At 44.0% G+C, this 14916-nt stretch carries 13 protein-coding genes; 11 read left to right on the forward strand and 2 right to left on the reverse strand.

The window, feature by feature from the left end; all coding sequences use genetic code 11:
• The first annotated feature begins 697 nt into the window (after positions 1 to 697).
• The 6 genes from QFZ80_RS04530 (at position 698) to QFZ80_RS04555 (ending at position 7866) form a co-directional block, all read left to right on the forward strand.
• Positions 698 to 2131, forward strand: coding sequence for a PTS mannitol transporter subunit IIBC (locus tag QFZ80_RS04530; RefSeq protein ID WP_307557477.1), 1434 nt, complete (start codon positions 698 to 700; stop codon positions 2129 to 2131).
• A gap of 63 nt (positions 2132 to 2194) precedes the next feature.
• Positions 2195 to 4234: a BglG family transcription antiterminator gene (locus QFZ80_RS04535; protein WP_307557479.1), complete on the forward strand. Its 2040-nt coding sequence runs from the start codon at positions 2195 to 2197 to the stop codon at positions 4232 to 4234.
• A gap of 23 nt (positions 4235 to 4257) precedes the next feature.
• The gene (locus QFZ80_RS04540; RefSeq protein ID WP_307548464.1) at positions 4258 to 4695 is read left to right on the forward strand and encodes a PTS mannitol transporter subunit IIA; all 438 of its coding nucleotides are present in this window, start codon (positions 4258 to 4260) and stop codon (positions 4693 to 4695) included.
• Positions 4692 to 5849 carry a mannitol-1-phosphate 5-dehydrogenase gene (locus tag QFZ80_RS04545; RefSeq protein WP_307557481.1) on the forward strand — a complete coding sequence of 386 codons (1158 nt, stop codon included), beginning with the start codon at positions 4692 to 4694 and terminating at the stop codon, positions 5847 to 5849. The genes QFZ80_RS04540 and QFZ80_RS04545 overlap by 4 nt, the downstream gene beginning before the upstream one ends.
• 29 nt (positions 5850 to 5878) lie before the next feature.
• A complete protein-coding gene (ptsP, locus tag QFZ80_RS04550; protein WP_307555677.1) occupies positions 5879 to 7606 on the forward strand; it encodes a phosphoenolpyruvate--protein phosphotransferase in 1728 nt (575 codons plus the stop codon).
• The gene (locus tag QFZ80_RS04555) at positions 7603 to 7866 is read left to right on the forward strand and encodes an HPr family phosphocarrier protein (RefSeq protein WP_307548460.1); all 264 of its coding nucleotides are present in this window, start codon (positions 7603 to 7605) and stop codon (positions 7864 to 7866) included. Before ptsP ends, QFZ80_RS04555 begins: the two co-directional genes overlap by 4 nt.
• Before the next feature lie 85 nt (positions 7867 to 7951).
• Here the strand turns inward: QFZ80_RS04555 and QFZ80_RS04560 are convergent, their stop codons facing one another.
• The gene (locus QFZ80_RS04560; protein WP_307557483.1) at positions 7952 to 8821 is read right to left on the reverse strand and encodes an aldo/keto reductase; all 870 of its coding nucleotides are present in this window, start codon (positions 8819 to 8821) and stop codon (positions 7952 to 7954) included.
• Positions 8822 to 9131: 310 nt separating this feature from the next.
• Here QFZ80_RS04560 and QFZ80_RS04565 point away from each other — a divergent pair, with 310 nt between their 5' ends.
• From QFZ80_RS04565 to phoU, 5 genes are all read left to right on the forward strand, one after another.
• Positions 9132 to 9590, forward strand: coding sequence for a MarR family winged helix-turn-helix transcriptional regulator (locus QFZ80_RS04565; RefSeq protein ID WP_307548456.1), 459 nt, complete (start codon positions 9132 to 9134; stop codon positions 9588 to 9590).
• Positions 9591 to 9614: 24 nt separating this feature from the next.
• Complete coding sequence (motA, locus tag QFZ80_RS04570) at positions 9615 to 10409, forward strand: flagellar motor stator protein MotA (protein WP_307548454.1); 795 nt, start codon at positions 9615 to 9617, stop codon at positions 10407 to 10409.
• Positions 10406 to 11212 carry a flagellar motor protein MotB gene (gene motB, locus QFZ80_RS04575; RefSeq protein WP_307557485.1) on the forward strand — a complete coding sequence of 269 codons (807 nt, stop codon included), beginning with the start codon at positions 10406 to 10408 and terminating at the stop codon, positions 11210 to 11212. Before motA ends, motB begins: the two co-directional genes overlap by 4 nt.
• Positions 11213 to 11376: 164 nt before the next feature.
• The gene (locus QFZ80_RS04580) at positions 11377 to 12216 is read left to right on the forward strand and encodes an MBL fold metallo-hydrolase (protein ID WP_307557487.1); all 840 of its coding nucleotides are present in this window, start codon (positions 11377 to 11379) and stop codon (positions 12214 to 12216) included.
• Positions 12217 to 12521: 305 nt separating this feature from the next.
• Positions 12522 to 13181, forward strand: coding sequence for a phosphate signaling complex protein PhoU (gene phoU / locus QFZ80_RS04585; protein WP_307548448.1), 660 nt, complete (start codon positions 12522 to 12524; stop codon positions 13179 to 13181).
• Between the two features lie 60 nt (positions 13182 to 13241).
• On the opposite strand, the gene QFZ80_RS04590 is transcribed toward phoU, so the two are convergent.
• A complete protein-coding gene (locus tag QFZ80_RS04590; RefSeq protein ID WP_307548446.1) occupies positions 13242 to 14819 on the reverse strand; it encodes an ATP-binding protein in 1578 nt (525 codons plus the stop codon).
• Positions 14820 to 14916: the final 97 nt, after the last annotated feature.

Here is a 14916-nt window from a genome sequence, read left to right on the forward strand (position 1 = left end):
AGTGAAGGTATACACCTGTCATACATAGTTAGCTGCGAATATTACTAAATTGAGATTGTGGATACATGCATTATCACTTGGAAAGTGATGATGTTTTCGTGATTCATTGTTTGTTGGATTGTGCGGTGGAAGCGTTTGAAATGTTTGAGGTGGTAAAAGTGGTGGAAATGGTGAAAGTGCTTAAAGTGTCGGGAGTAGTGAAAGTGTGGAGTTGATGGAAATGTTGGAAGTTTGGAAGTAGTAGAAGTGATGGGAGTGTTGGAATGATGGGAGATATGGAAGAGTGTGAGGGTAAGAGAGTAGTGGTAATAGTAGTAGTAAAAGAAGTAAGAGAACAAGTTGGAAGACAAGTTGTACTACGTACTACGTACAACAATTTCTTCGATTTCTTTCTGCTATAGAATACACGGATAGAACCATCGAATAAAACGAATATTTAAACAAGTGTTGACTACCACCATGCGGCGGTACTACAACGTACTCATTCGCATGTATTTGAGAATTATCTTCGGCGTAACTTACTGTGCAATTAACAATGACAAACACGCTCGTCCAAGGATGACATAAGCTGAGATGACCTGTTGGTTAAAATGTTGTCAACATTGTTCATGACGAAAAGGGATTTTGATTTGATTGAATATGTAAGCGCTTTTGCATTACGATAAGAACATGAAAGAGACAAAGGGAGGTTAACCTAATGAGTGCAACTGCTGCACAAAAGAAAGCATCTTCCGGAGGATTCCGGGTGAAAGTACAAAGTTTCGGTCGTTTCTTGAGCGGTATGGTGATGCCTAATATTGGTGCATTTATCGCTTGGGGATTAATTACGGCTTTATTTATTCCGACAGGTTGGATTCCAAATGAATATTTGGCTAAGCTCGTCGGCCCCATGATTACTTATCTACTCCCTGTTCTAATTGGTTATACGGGAGGTACGATGATACACGGAACACGCGGCGGCGTCATCGGCGCTGTAACCACGATGGGGGTTGTCATCGGAACGGATATCCCTATGTTTCTTGGGGCGATGATCGTAGGTCCGTTCGCTGCGTGGGTACTCAAGAAGTTCGATAAATCGATTGAAGGTAAAATTAAATCCGGCTTTGAAATGCTCGTTAATAACTTCTCCTCAGGCATCATCGGCGCTATACTTGCCGTTCTTGCTTACACGGTAGTTGGTCCTGCTGTTCAGGTCGTGAGTAAAGCTCTTGCTTCCGGGGTTCAAGCACTTGTGAATGCAGGTCTGCTCCCACTAGCGAACGTTCTGATTGAACCAGGTAAAATATTGTTCTTAAATAATGCGATTAATCATGGTGTGCTAAGTCCGATTGCTTTGGATCAAGCCTCCAAAACAGGCAAGTCGATTTTGTTCATGCTGGAGTCCAATCCCGGTCCAGGACTTGGTATCCTTCTCGCGTATTGGTTTGTTGGACGTGGAGCAGCGAGACTTTCGGCTCCTGGCTCAGCTATTATTCACTTCTTTGGCGGTATCCATGAAATTTACTTCCCGTACATTCTCATGAATCCGCGACTGATCCTGGCTGTGATTGCAGGTGGCGTAACGGGTACGTTCACATTCTCCCTGTTCAATGCAGGTCTAGTTGCTCCGCCATCACCAGGAAGCATTTTCGCTTACATTGCCATGGCTCCTAAAGGCGGTATGCTGCCGATTTTCACCGGGGTTATCACATCTACGATTGTCACTTTTGCAGTCGGTGCATTGTTGTTGAAAACGACGAAACAAACCGAGAATGAAGAAGATTTGGAGCAGGCAACAGCGAAAATGAAAGAAATGAAACAAGCTCCCGCTGCCGCTGCAGCTGAAAAAGTCAGCGGCTCAACATTGACGCCAGCTTCCGAGGTACAAAAAATTGTGTTCTCCTGTGATGCAGGCATGGGGTCAAGCGCAATGGGAGCTTCCATTTTAAGAAAGAAAATGAAAGAAGCTGCTATCGATGTCATTGTGGTCAACACAGCAATTAGCGAGATTCCACCTGATGCAGATATCGTTATCACACATAAATCATTAACCGATCGAGCACGTAATAAGGCTCCGGAGGCTGAACACATTTCTATCGAAAATTTCATGAAAAGTCCAGAATACGATGAACTTGTGAAACGATTAAGTTAATACCCTTTCTAACGCTGGCTATTTGCCGGCGTTATCTCCATTTTGTTCGTGAGGAGAAATATCATGAGCCTGTCTAACAGGAATCGTCAAATCCTAGAGCTGTTAATGAATCGAACAGAGGATATTACAGCAGGAGAAATCGCTGCAGAAATCAATGTAAGCACAAGAACGGTTCATAGGGAGCTGTCCGAGTTGGAGACGATTTTGGCAGCTTATGGATTAACTTTGCAAAAAAAATCAGGGAAAGGGATACATCTACAAGCAGAACCGGAAAAACTAGAGGCGTTCCGGCGAATGTTATATGGGATGATGGACATTGAATTTTCTGCCGAAGATCGTAAAACTATGATTCTTTGCACCTTACTGCAAGAAGATGAGCCTGTCAAGCTATTCACTTTGTCTCATGACTTAGGCGTAACAGTCCCAACCATCACGCACGATCTCGATGAGTTGGATAGCTGGATTCAGAAGTCTGACCTCATCCTTGTACGTAAAAGAGGGTATGGTGTTGGTTTGAGCGGTTCCGAGGCGAATAAACGCAGGATGATTGCACAGCTTGCCAAAGACGGTCTCGATGAAGCCGATCTATTTGGTAAGAATGTGAATTCGCATTCGCCAGTTACACAAAGATTGTTGGAACTCATTGGGAAAGAAAACTTTACTAAGGTGGAGGCCGCTCTTTGGCTTGCTGAAGATGAAGGTTTAAGTGAGCTATCCGAGCAGGATTACACCAATTTGCTTATTCATATTTCGATAACTATCGCTAGAATTCAGCAGGGTAGACAGATTGAACTTCACCCTGAACCTTACTCACTTCGCCTAAATAAGCTGCTTACGCATACGATTGAGCAGCTATCGAAGGTAATTCCAATTGAATTAACAACACCAGAAATTTTTTATTTAGCTGAATTACTGGAGCCCAAGTCAATCAAACATCCGAATCAGCTGCTTTCTTTGGAAGAACTAAGCTATATGGAAATCGTATGGAAGCTCATCCGGAACATGGAGAACAGCATCGCGGTCCGTTTCAGCGATGATCGTTCATTACGAGAGGGGCTGCTTAGCCATTTGGAGTCCGCTTTGAGGCGACTTCAAGCAGGAGCGATCATACGCAATCCGCTTTTATCGCAAATCAAGAAAGATTATGAAGCTCTATTTGATGCTATACGGAGAGCTGTAGATAAAACAATAACCGAAATTGCCGTACCTGATGAAGAAATAGGATTTCTGGTCATGCATTTCGGAGCTTCTATCGAGAGGCAAAAGCAATTCAGGCGTAACGTAAAAGCGATTCTCGTATGCACAAGTGGGATCGGGACTTCCAAAATGTTGGCCGTACGACTTACGAAGGAACTTCCGCAAATTGATATTATCGGTCATGCTTCTTGGTTTGAAGCAGCGCGCATCCCTGAAAAGGAATACGATTTGATTATATCAACAGTAGATTTGCCTTTGGACGAAGATCAGTACTTGAAGCTAAGCCCACTGTTAACTAAAGAAGAAGCCGAGCGATTAAGGCTATTTATTCAAAATGTTACGCTGCAAAAAGAAGCTGGAGAACGTGGTGAATCGCCTCAAGACACTGATTCAACGAACAGATTGCATCGTATTCAACACTATATTAACGAAATTGTCAGCATCATAGATCAATTCACGGTATATCACATCGAGCAATCCTTTGACAGCCTGAGAGAAACTCTGGAGGTCATTTGTGAATATGTTAGACACTCAGGTGTGATCGATGAAGTAGAACTAATCGTTAACCTGCTGCTTGAAAGAGAATGTTTAAGCAGTCAAGTTATCCCAGACACGGGGCTAGCCCTCTTTCACATTCGAAGCGAGCAGGTTAGGAAGCCTTCTTTCACATTGTTTCGATTAAAGGACGACCTGCAGTTAGACCAAGGTATGGCGTCAGACGTAAAGCAGCTCCTGCTCATGCTCGGTCCGAAGGAGCTTTCGAAAGAAAGCCTAGAAGTGCTCAGTGAAATAAGTTCTTTTCTATTGATTCCAGAAATGATCGAACTGTTGAAATCGGGGACGCAGTCTGAGATCAAGCATTTTTTATCCCAGGAACTCGCCGCCTTTTTAGAAAATAAAAAATAAATCGGATATAGGGAGAGATTACCATGACGATCTTATCAACGAATAAAATTAAACTAAACGCTAAGCCCAAGGATAAATTCGAGGCCATTCGGATGGCAGGCCAACTACTAGTAGATGCAGGTCATGCGTCAGCTGCATATATCGATAAAATGCTGGAACGAGAACAAACTTTGTCCACCTATATGGGAAATGGTCTGGCCATCCCGCACGGTACGCAGGATTCCAAATCATTGATTTTATCGACAGGATTGTCGATCGTGCAAATTCCGGAGGGTGTGGATTTCGGTGAAGGCGAAAAAGCCAACCTAGTCATCGGTATTGCAGCCGCGGGTAGTGATCATCTGGATATCTTAACGAATGTTGCGATGATTTGTTCCGAAGATGAGAACATAGAGCTGATCATGAAAGCGGCGACGCCTGAAGAAATGGTGAAAATTTTCGAAAGCGGGATGGCGTCATGAAGGCTGTCCATTTTGGTGCAGGAAACATCGGCAGGGGGTTCATTGGATTAATTTTGTCCCAAGCCGGTTATGAGGTGATCTTCTCCGATGTGAATGATAGCTTGGTAGAGCTACTGAAGGAGAGGAAGTCATATACTGTACGCTTAGCTAATGAAAATAAAGAAACGTTGACCGTTTCTAATGTTACAGCGATTAATGGTAAGAACTTAGATGATGTAGCTAGAGCCGTTGCTGAGGCTGATTTGGTTACAACAGCAGTGGGTGTCAGCATTCTGAAGCATATTGCGCCCGGCATCGCCAAAGGCATTGAAATGCGAATCGAACGCGGCGCGGCGCCGCTTCACATTATTGCGTGTGAGAATGCGATTGGCGGTAGTACGCAGCTCAAAGAACACATGTACACTCATCTTCGTGAAGATCTACGTAATAAAGTAGACGCAAGCATCGTATTTCCTGATGCTGCTGTCGATCGGATTGTTCCAATCCAACATAATGAAGACCCGCTGCAAGTTACGGTTGAGCCCTTCTACGAATGGGTTGTTGACGAGTCCCAAATGTTGGAGGGCTTCCATCGCATTGATGGTATCCATTTTGTGAAACATTTGGAGCCGTACATTGAGCGCAAGCTGTTTACCGTGAATACAGGACACTGCAGCGCTGCTTATCTTGGCTATTTACATGGCTTTAAGACGATTCAAGATGCGATGGCGAATTCACAAATTGCCTCGTTAGTGCGCCATGTGATGCATGAGACCGGCGCCTTGCTTATCAAAAAGCACGGCTTCGATCCTGCTCAGCATGAGCAGTATATCGATAAAATATTGAACAGATTCATAAACCCCCATTTGATTGACGAGGTTACGCGGGTAGGAAGATCACCGATTCGCAAGTTATCCAGCAATGATCGTCTTGTTCGTCCTGCTTTGCAGGCCTTTGAGCTTGGGATGAAACCGACCTATTCAGCTATGGCAATGGCCGCCGCTTTCTTATTTAAGGATCAGGAAGATCCTGAAGCCGCCCAGATTCAAGCTGATTTGCGAAAGCTCGGAGTTGCTCAAACGATAACGAAGTATACGACTATCACTGAAGACCATCTGATACATGAGATGATTAAAACCCAATATGAACAATTACAACAATCAGATCTTTCATGAGAAAGGGGAGTTCCCTAGTGGCTAAAATGATGACAAAACGACTAACCGGCATTGCTGCTTCCCCCGGCATTGCGATAGCGAAAGCTTTTCGGCTGAACAATGATCATTACGAAACTGCCCCAGAGAAAGTGGCAGACGCTCTTATAGAAGTAGAACGTTTCCGCAAAGCTATCGAAGAAGCAAAACTAGAGTTAGAAGAGATTAAAGATTTGACCGAGCAGCGTATGGGTGCAGCAAAAGCTGAAATTTTTGAGGCACATTTGATGCTTTTGGAAGATCCGGATTATATCGATGCTATTATCGAAGGGATTGAAGGCGAAGGCTTGAATGCTGAATATAAGCTGCATGAAGTAGCAAGGAGCTTCATCGAAGTGCTTAGCTCCATGGATAACGAGCTGCTCCGGGAACGCGCTAGTGATGTGCGTGACGTCACTGGCCGGATTATGAGCCGACTTCGTGGTGTCTCTTATGCAGCGATCTCGGCTATTAACGAGCCTTGTATTTTGATAGCCGAAGACTTGACGCCATCTGATACCGCACAGTTAAATCTAGATTATGTGCTTGGCTTTGTAACGGAGATCGGCAGCCGTACTTCTCATTCGGCGATCATGGCTCGCTCGCTTGAGGTGCCAGCTATTGTTGGAGCAGGAGCAGCGGCAGTGGAAATCAAAACGGGCACCATGATTATTATGGATGCCGTAGAGGGCGCCGTACTCATCGCTCCAAGCGATGAAGAGGTAGAGAGCTACCAAGCCCGCAAAGCGGCATATGATCAGCGTAGAGTCGAACTGCGCAAGCTGCTTGATCGACCTACGATCTCAGCAGATGGTCACCGTGTAGAACTGGCTGCCAACATAGGCAGTGTTGAAGATTTACAGAAGGTATTAGCTAACGGGGCGGAAGGTATCGGTTTGTTTCGGACGGAATTCCTTTATATGGGACGCAACGCTCTACCGAGTGAAGAGGAGCAGTTCCAGGTCTATAAGCACGTGTTGGAACGCATGGACAATAAACCTGTCGTTATACGTACACTCGATATAGGTGGAGATAAAGAACTCCCGTACATGAAGCTCCCTGTTGAAAGTAATCCATTCCTTGGCTTGCGAGCGGTTCGTTTATGTCTGAGCAAGCAGGATCTGTTTCGTACACAGCTAAGGGCGCTTCTGAGAGCAAGCAGCTATGGACAATTGAAAATCATGTTCCCGATGATTGCCGTTGTGGATGAGCTGCTGGCTGCTAAGCAATTGCTTCAAGAAGAGAAAGAGAAGCTTGTTCTAGAAGGAATTGCCGTCTCTGAAACCATAGAGGTCGGTATTATGATTGAAGTGCCGGCTGCAGCGCTAGCAGCGGATTTCTTGGCGAAAGAGTCCGATTTCTTCAGTATTGGAACGAATGATCTTATCCAGTACACAATGGCGGCAGATCGGATGAACGAGACCGTTTCTTACTTATACCAACCTTGCCATCCCGCTATTTTGCGATTAATTCAAATGGTTATACAGGCAGCTGCAAAAGAAGGGAAATGGGTTGGCATGTGTGGAGAAATGGCCGGTGACGAAACCGCCATACCGATTCTTCTCGGCATGGGACTCCATGAATTTAGTATGAGTGCCAGCTCGATTTTGCCGGCAAGAGCCTTAATTAAACAAACTTCACATAGGGATTGGGCAGGCTACACGGAGCAGATTTTATCCTTGAGCAGCCAATCCCAGATTAAACAATTCGTAGAACAGAAGACAAGGAGTGACTTGAAATGATATCTCAAACATTTACTGTCCTAAATCCATCCGGCTTTCATGCCCGTCCGACGAAAGTATTCGTTCAGAAGGTTGGCACATTCCCTTGCAAAGTGAATGTGATCAAAGGCGAAAAGAAGGTCAACGGCAAAAGCTCGCTTAGTATGCTGACACTCGGCATTCAACAGAATGACGAAGTAACATTGGAAGTGGACGGCGAGCAAGAGGAGCAGGCAATCAAAGAGCTAGGGGCGCTGCTGACTTACATCTTCGAAGAATAAGCGAGTGGCAAACCGAATCTATTTCAATTGAAAAGCCAGCAAGTTAATGCCTGCGATCAAGGCGTTAACTTGCTGGCTTCTATTATTAATTACGTACGTACCATTCACCGGACACCCAATCGGTTGATTTCCAACGCAGCACATCGGGGGTAGCAAGATGGGCAATTTCTTTGAGAAATTCGAGCTGCTCCAGCTCAGTCATCGGCTTGAAGCTCTTAGCGATGGCTAGATTTTGTTCCAGCTGCGCCATGGATTCCATACCGACAATTGCGGTAGATATCGGCAGCGAGAACGTATATTGGAGTGCTTTCTCGTACCAAGGAGCCAGCTTACCGAGCGCCATAACCTTCATGCCGATGATAGCGACACCTTTCTCAACCGCTTTAGGCAAAAACTCATGAGCGAAGCTGTAGATGAGATGATCTGCTGCGGATAAGGCAACAAGCGCGCTGTCGAACGAGTCACAGAGTTCAATCGCTTTCAACTGAACTCTAGGATTCGTGTGACCGCTGATCGAGATATGCTTGATCATCCCTTGTTCCTTGGCTTCAAGAAGCGCTTCTAGCGCTCCGCCTTTGGCGAAGCACTGATCAAGTTCCTCCATCGTCATGATATTATGCAATCGCCATTCTTCGACATGATCCGTTTGCAGGCGCTTCAGACTTGCTTCCAGCAGCTTCAGGGAACCGTCTCTTGTTCGATCATGCGTTTTGGTAGCAATCCATACATCTTTCCTTCGACCATCGCGTGCCAACGCTTTGCCAAGTCGTTCCTCAGATTGTCCATCCGAATAGCTTGGTGCTGTATCGAAATAGGTGATTCCTTCGTCAATTGCCCGATTTACAATTTGAATCGCCTCATCTTCTGTACACTGGTGTTCATCGACAATGCGCTGAGCACCAAAGCTCAGAATAGGAAATTGCTGCCCGGTCGAACCAAACGAACGTTTCTCCACATAATTCACTCCTCGTATGTAAGATTGCGACTTTCAATCTTTCCTATCGTTTCCAAAAGAGATACCTGGTCATACCAAATTTTAATATAAAACAGGTTTTCTTCACACTGAGATCGGTTCAAGCAGGAATTGACTCTTCTCAAGTATAAAATAAGTAGGAGAAGGACGCTAACATTCGTCAAATTGTTTGCTTATTCACAAAAAAAACATGACTTTAGTCCTATTTTTCGACAAAAAATGATTGTATTAAATAATAAATAAACTTATTATATGTACATATACCATTTTTTGTTGAATTATCGGAGGGTCAATGACAACGGAACACGGAAAGCCCTATGATAGTCCAGGATTTCATCTTTGGCAGGTTACGAATCTATGGCAAAAAAATCTTCGCTATGCCCTGCATGATTTGGATCTCACGCATGTTCAATTTATTTTGCTGGCAACCACAGAGTGGTTAAATTCTCAATCTCCTCTCGAGGATGTGACACAGGTTCAAATTGCCATGCATTCGCATATGGATCCCATGATGGCATCACAAGTACTTCGTAACTTAGAAAAGAAAGGTTTCCTCATTCGCAAGGAACATCCGACGGACACGCGGGCCAAATCAATCTCTTTAACTCCAGCTGGAGAGAGGTTGATATCCAAGGCAATAGACATAGTCGAGCAAGCCGATCGCCGTTTTTTTTCTAAACTGGGGCAAGAACAGGAAACGTTGGCAAGCTTGTTGAGATCTTTAGGAAGCATGACAACTCATGAAAATTAGATCATAGGGAGAGGTGCCTTGAATATGGAGAAGTCATCACTAATCGGAATTGTTTTAGCCTTTATATCCATTGGTGTGGGTATGGTATTGAAAGGGGCAAGCCTGGCTGCACTGCTGAATCCTGCGGCTGCCTTAATTATTTTTGGTGGTACAGCATCGGCCTTATTTATCGCTTTTTCAATGGAAGAAATAAAGAAGATTCCGACCTTATTGAAAATTATTTTTACCGAACAGAAATTAATGCCTAAAAAAGAACTGATCGAAACATTCATCGAATGGGTATCCATTACACGTCGTGAAGGATTACTTTCCTTGGAAAAGCAAGCAGAAGAGCTGTCAGACCCTTTTATGAAAAGCGGCATGCGCCTCATTATTGATGGAAATGACGCAGATTTCGTACGTGACGTATTGCTCGAAGATATTGCGGAGATGGAAACAAGACATAAGAAATATGCAAGTATTTTTACGCAAGCAGGTACATATGCACCTACACTTGGGGTACTTGGCGCCGTTGTTGGGCTCATTGCTGCGCTTGGTAATTTGAGTGAAGTAGAGAAATTAGGTCATCTGATTTCAGCAGCCTTTGTTGCAACGATGTTCGGGATTTTCCTTGGGTACGTTATTTTTCACCCTTTTGCCAATAAGCTGAAGCAAAAGTCTAAGAAAGAAGTAGAAATTAAACTTATGGTCGTGGAAGGACTACTTTCCATTCAATCCGGTGTATCTGCCAATTCCGTGAAGCAAAAAATGATGATCTTCGTTGCCAATAGTGAACGAGCGTCATATGACGAAGATTCGAAGGGGGCCGCTTCGCAGTGAGTAAAAAGAAGAAGCATGAGGATCATGAAGAACATATTGATGAAACCTGGCTCATTCCCTATGCGGATTTGCTTACCTTGCTTCTAGCCCTCTTTATCATTTTGTTTGCATCTAGTCAGGTGGATTCTAAGAAATACGATTCGATAATGCGGTCCTTGAACAATGCCTTCTCGGGGGGGGAAGCGCCCTTCGCGATGTCGAATTTGATTCCGATTGATGATGCGGCGAATTCTACCAAAAATAATAATAAGAACCAGAACCCTCCGCCGAAGGAAGAGAGTAAAACCGACAGTCAGCTGGCTGCCAAGCTGCAGAAGGAAGAGAAGGATCTCAAAGAGTTAAAGCAAAGCATGGATGCGTACATTAAAGAAAACAACATGAGTGAGCAGCTAACCACGAAGCTGGATAATGAGAAGCTGACCATTACGATTAGTGACCGTGCACTGTTTGATTCAGGTTCGGCTACGATTAAACAAGAATCACAAAAACTAGCTGTTTCCATGTCTAATTTGTTGGGGAATTATCCTGGATATGAGGTTGAAGTAGCAGGTCATACGGATAATATCCCGATTCATCGAGCAGATTTTGAAACGAACTGGGATCTAAGCGCCAAGCGTGCAGTCAATTTTATGAAAATACTTCTGAATAACAGTAAAATTGAACCTGCTTCCTACTCTTCGGTCGGATTTGGCGAATACCGGCCGATCACAGAAAATAATACAACAGAAGGTAGAGCGAAGAACCGCCGAGTTGAAGTGAGCATCTTGCGTAACATTAAAGCGACGGATGAGATTGCGAAATAAGCGCAATTACCCCTAAGACTTATTATGAAAAGATAGGCTAAGAGTCGCTAGACTCTGGCCTTTTTTTTTGTTCAATAACACATTTCATATTGAGAAATATGGAGTAATTTAATAGCAAAATGGGGATAGTAATGTGGAATTTGCAATGATGAGGAGAGGTTTATATGGAGCATACATATGAGCATACGTATATCCCGCTGACAACATTATCCAGCGGTGAAGGCAAGGAAATAGCCATTGATATATATGGTTACTGCATTCAGATCGTGAATATTTGTTTCATTGGCAACCCAACAAGCAGGGATAAAGAATGGTTTTTAGTTGACGCTGGCATGCCGCAATCGGCAGATGAGATCATTCGTGTCGCTGAGGAGCGTTTTGGAGCCCATAAGAAGCCTACGGCGATTATTTTGACGCATGGACATTTCGACCATGTCGGGGCTATAGAAAGTCTTTTGGAATACTGGGATGTTCCGGTATATGCGCATGAGTTGGAAATCCCTTATTTGACAGGAAAATCTAATTATCCTAAAGGGGATTCAACGGTAGATGGCGGGCTTGTAAGCGAGCTGTCGCCCCTGTTTCCAAACCACGGTATTGACATCGGTAATCATGTACATCCTTTACCTGCTAATGGCATCGTTCCTGGACTGAAGGGATGGCAGTGGATTCATACACCGGGACACACACCAGGACACATTTCTCTTTTTCGAGCCAAAGATGGTTCATTAATTGCTGGTGATGCCTTCGTTACCGTTAAACAAGAATCACTTTACAAGGTGTTCACACAAGAACAAGAAATAAGCGGACCTCCCAAGTATTTCACGACAGACTGGCAAGCAGCCGGGGATTCGGTAAGAAAGCTTCAAGCGTTACATCCAACTCTAGCGATAACGGGACATGGAAAACCAATGAACGGTGAAGAACTAAGCCGCGAACTAGGCCGTCTGGCGGAGGATTTCGAGAAAATAGCGATTCCTGAGGAAGGTCGGTTTGTGCATTAGGCAGTAATTATAGGTTGCCTGTCTTAGATTACATTAGATACGCTTTTATCGTATTACTCGAAAATTTAAAATCCCTCTAAGCTTCCGATAGGGAAGAGTAGAGGGATTTTAACGTTAGTATTATTTAAATTTTACAAGAAGACTTCTCTTGGGGAAATAAATCGTGGCGACCAAGCATAAGATTAAAGCGGACAAATTAAATTTATTATTCGTGTGGGGAATCCACCTACATGAGCACCTTGAACCGTATGCTCTAGGCCTGTCCGGGGACAACAGCAAACTACAACTGAGGGGAGAGACACAAAATGGATGCAAGACCTGGGTTTCATCAATCATTGTCACTTTTGCAAAAAGAATTACAGGATATGGGGGAAAGCGTTAAGGATTTGATTCTCAAGTCGGTGGAGTCATTAGCTAAGTTCGATGAGAATGCTGCGCAGCAAGTTATTAAAAATGATGACCGCATTGATGATTATTTAATGACGATAGACGAGCTTAGCCTTCGATTAATTGCTTTACAACAACCAATGGCAAGTGATCTGCGAATCATTGGAACGGCTTTGAAAATCGCTACAGACTTGGAACGAATTGCTGATCATGCCGTAGATATTGCAAAGATTACGATCCGTCTCGCTGGAGAAGAGCTTGTTAAGCCGCTCGAAATCATTCCTGAAATGGCCGATATTGCCATTGAGATGCTTCATGAGAGCCTCGTTTCTTATACGGAGCGAGATGTTCATAGAGCTGCATCGCTTGCCGAGATGGATGACCGCGTGGATAAGCTATACAGCTCGGTGATGCAGGAATTGATGGGGATGATGGGTTCGGATTACAATCGTAACCGTCAATTAACCCATTTATTGTTTGTTGCTCATTTCTTAGAGCGTGTAGCCGATCACACAACAAATATCGGTGAAGGTGTTATTTATATGGTCACAGGGAAACGCAAGGATTTGAATGTGTAATAAAATCCAGTATAGAAGGGACGCGCTCCTAAGTCATTAAGACTTGTGAGCGTCCCTTTTTCATGTGCGTGAGGCTGTAATCGGAAAGCGAATGAGAAAGGTAGTTCCTTTTTCACTTGACTGAACTTCAATCGATGCATGGTGCCTGGCTGCGATGCTGTAGCAAATAGCTAAACCAAGCCCTGTACCTTCGTCTTTGGTCGTGAAGAAAGGTCTTCCTAGCTTCTCCAGATGTTCCTCATTAATTCCTATACCTTCATCAGCGATAAGCAGGACGACATGTTCGGTCTCGGTATATGTTTCAATTCTCAGCTTACCGCCGAGGCTCATGGCTTCCAGACCATTCATACACATATTCAATATGAGTTGACGCATTTCCTTATCGTCGAGTTGAATGACGGGACAATCCATGAATTGGAAATGAACATGCTTGCCGGACATGACGGCTTCTGCTTGGATGAGGGGGAGGAGCATTTCGATAATACGGTTGATATTTTCGGGCTGTTGGTGGGACTGCTTATTTTTGGCTAGGGATAAATATTCGGTAATAATTTCGTTCGCTCGATCCAACTCTTCTAGCATGATGGGGATGTATTCTTTTTGCATATGACGATCGTTCTCGCGAAATAATTGGAGGAAGCCACGAATGGTCGTCATCGGGTTGCGAATCTCGTGGGCAATACCGGCGGCCATTTCCCCAACTAGATTGAGTTGGGCTAGACGAGCCATTTCCGATTCAAATCGCAAGCTTTCCGTGATATCGACGGCAACTTCTAGCAAGCAGCTTTCATTTTCAATATCGATGATTTCCGTTGAAAGCAGGGCTGTTCGAATTTCCTTAGACTTGGTTTCATACTTGACCTTGCAATTATGGATGACATCATTAAAATTCCTTGTATCACCCACTTCAGCTCGTAAAAGATCTAGTGTTGTTCCAATGATTTCATCGCCATAGCCTGTATATTGTTTCCAGCTTTCATTAATTTCGAGATAGGTGAGGTCAGGTAGACGGCGGATAGCCATCAAAGATGGAGAGAGCATGAACATTTTCTTGAAGTGTTCTTGTGATTTTATCAGCTTTTCATGAGCATCTACTAATTCGGCTGTTCGCTCTTCCACCCATTGTTCCAAAAGAAAATTTTGCTGCTTTAATTTCTCTTCCGCTTCAGCCAACTTACGATTGGTCTCTTCGAGATCTAGCGTTCGCTTATGCAGCAGTTCACTTTGATATTTGATTTTTTGATGATTGAGGTGCATGTTAACGAAGCCATCGACTTTCATGCGCAGCATTTTAGGATGAATAGGTTTGAATAAATAATCAATAGAGCCCACATGATAGCCCTTCAACACATGCTCAATAGAGGTACTTAGAGCCGTTAGGAAGATGATGGGAATATCCTGACAAGCTTTCCGCTGCTTGATCAGTTCGGCCGTCTCAAAGCCGCTAAGTCCAGGCATTTGCACATCCATCAAGATGACAGCGATATGATCAGCGGGTTCTTTTAATAAATATCTCAGAACTTCCTCGCCTGATTGCAGCGAAATAACGTCATAGTTGGAAGAGGCCAGAATGCTATTCAGAGCCAGCAAGTTCTCGTAACGGTCATCTACCGCCAAGATTTTTACTTGTTGTTCCATTTCAAATCCTTTCCGTGCTTGTACAAGCTTGTACGCACCTAACAATCCATCCCTCTCTTTTTCGGGGAAAAGTTTGAATTCCCTCTTTTTTTCGTAA

Origin of the sequence: Paenibacillus sp. V4I7 (assembly GCF_030817275.1) — a bacterium.
GTDB lineage: Bacteria > Bacillota > Bacilli > Paenibacillales > NBRC-103111 > Paenibacillus_E.

Excerpts from the sequence above, each read along its gene's own strand:
- QFZ80_RS04530 (WP_307557477.1), top strand. The coding sequence starts at position 698 with ATGAGTGCAACTGCTGCACAAAAGAAAGCATCTTCCGGAGGATTCCGG.
- QFZ80_RS04535 (WP_307557479.1), top strand. The coding sequence starts at position 2,195 with ATGAGCCTGTCTAACAGGAATCGTCAAATCCTAGAGCTGTTAATGAAT.
- QFZ80_RS04540 (WP_307548464.1), top strand. The coding sequence starts at position 4,258 with ATGACGATCTTATCAACGAATAAAATTAAACTAAACGCTAAGCCCAAG.
- QFZ80_RS04545 (WP_307557481.1), top strand. The coding sequence starts at position 4,692 with ATGAAGGCTGTCCATTTTGGTGCAGGAAACATCGGCAGGGGGTTCATT.
- ptsP (WP_307555677.1), top strand. The coding sequence starts at position 5,879 with ATGACAAAACGACTAACCGGCATTGCTGCTTCCCCCGGCATTGCGATA.
- QFZ80_RS04555 (WP_307548460.1), top strand. The coding sequence starts at position 7,603 with ATGATATCTCAAACATTTACTGTCCTAAATCCATCCGGCTTTCATGCC.
- QFZ80_RS04565 (WP_307548456.1), top strand. The coding sequence starts at position 9,132 with ATGACAACGGAACACGGAAAGCCCTATGATAGTCCAGGATTTCATCTT.
- motA (WP_307548454.1), top strand. The coding sequence starts at position 9,615 with ATGGAGAAGTCATCACTAATCGGAATTGTTTTAGCCTTTATATCCATT.
- QFZ80_RS04580 (WP_307557487.1), top strand. The coding sequence starts at position 11,377 with ATGGAGCATACATATGAGCATACGTATATCCCGCTGACAACATTATCC.
- phoU (WP_307548448.1), top strand. The coding sequence starts at position 12,522 with ATGGATGCAAGACCTGGGTTTCATCAATCATTGTCACTTTTGCAAAAA.
- QFZ80_RS04590 (WP_307548446.1), bottom strand. The coding sequence starts at position 14,819 with ATGGAACAACAAGTAAAAATCTTGGCGGTAGATGACCGTTACGAGAAC.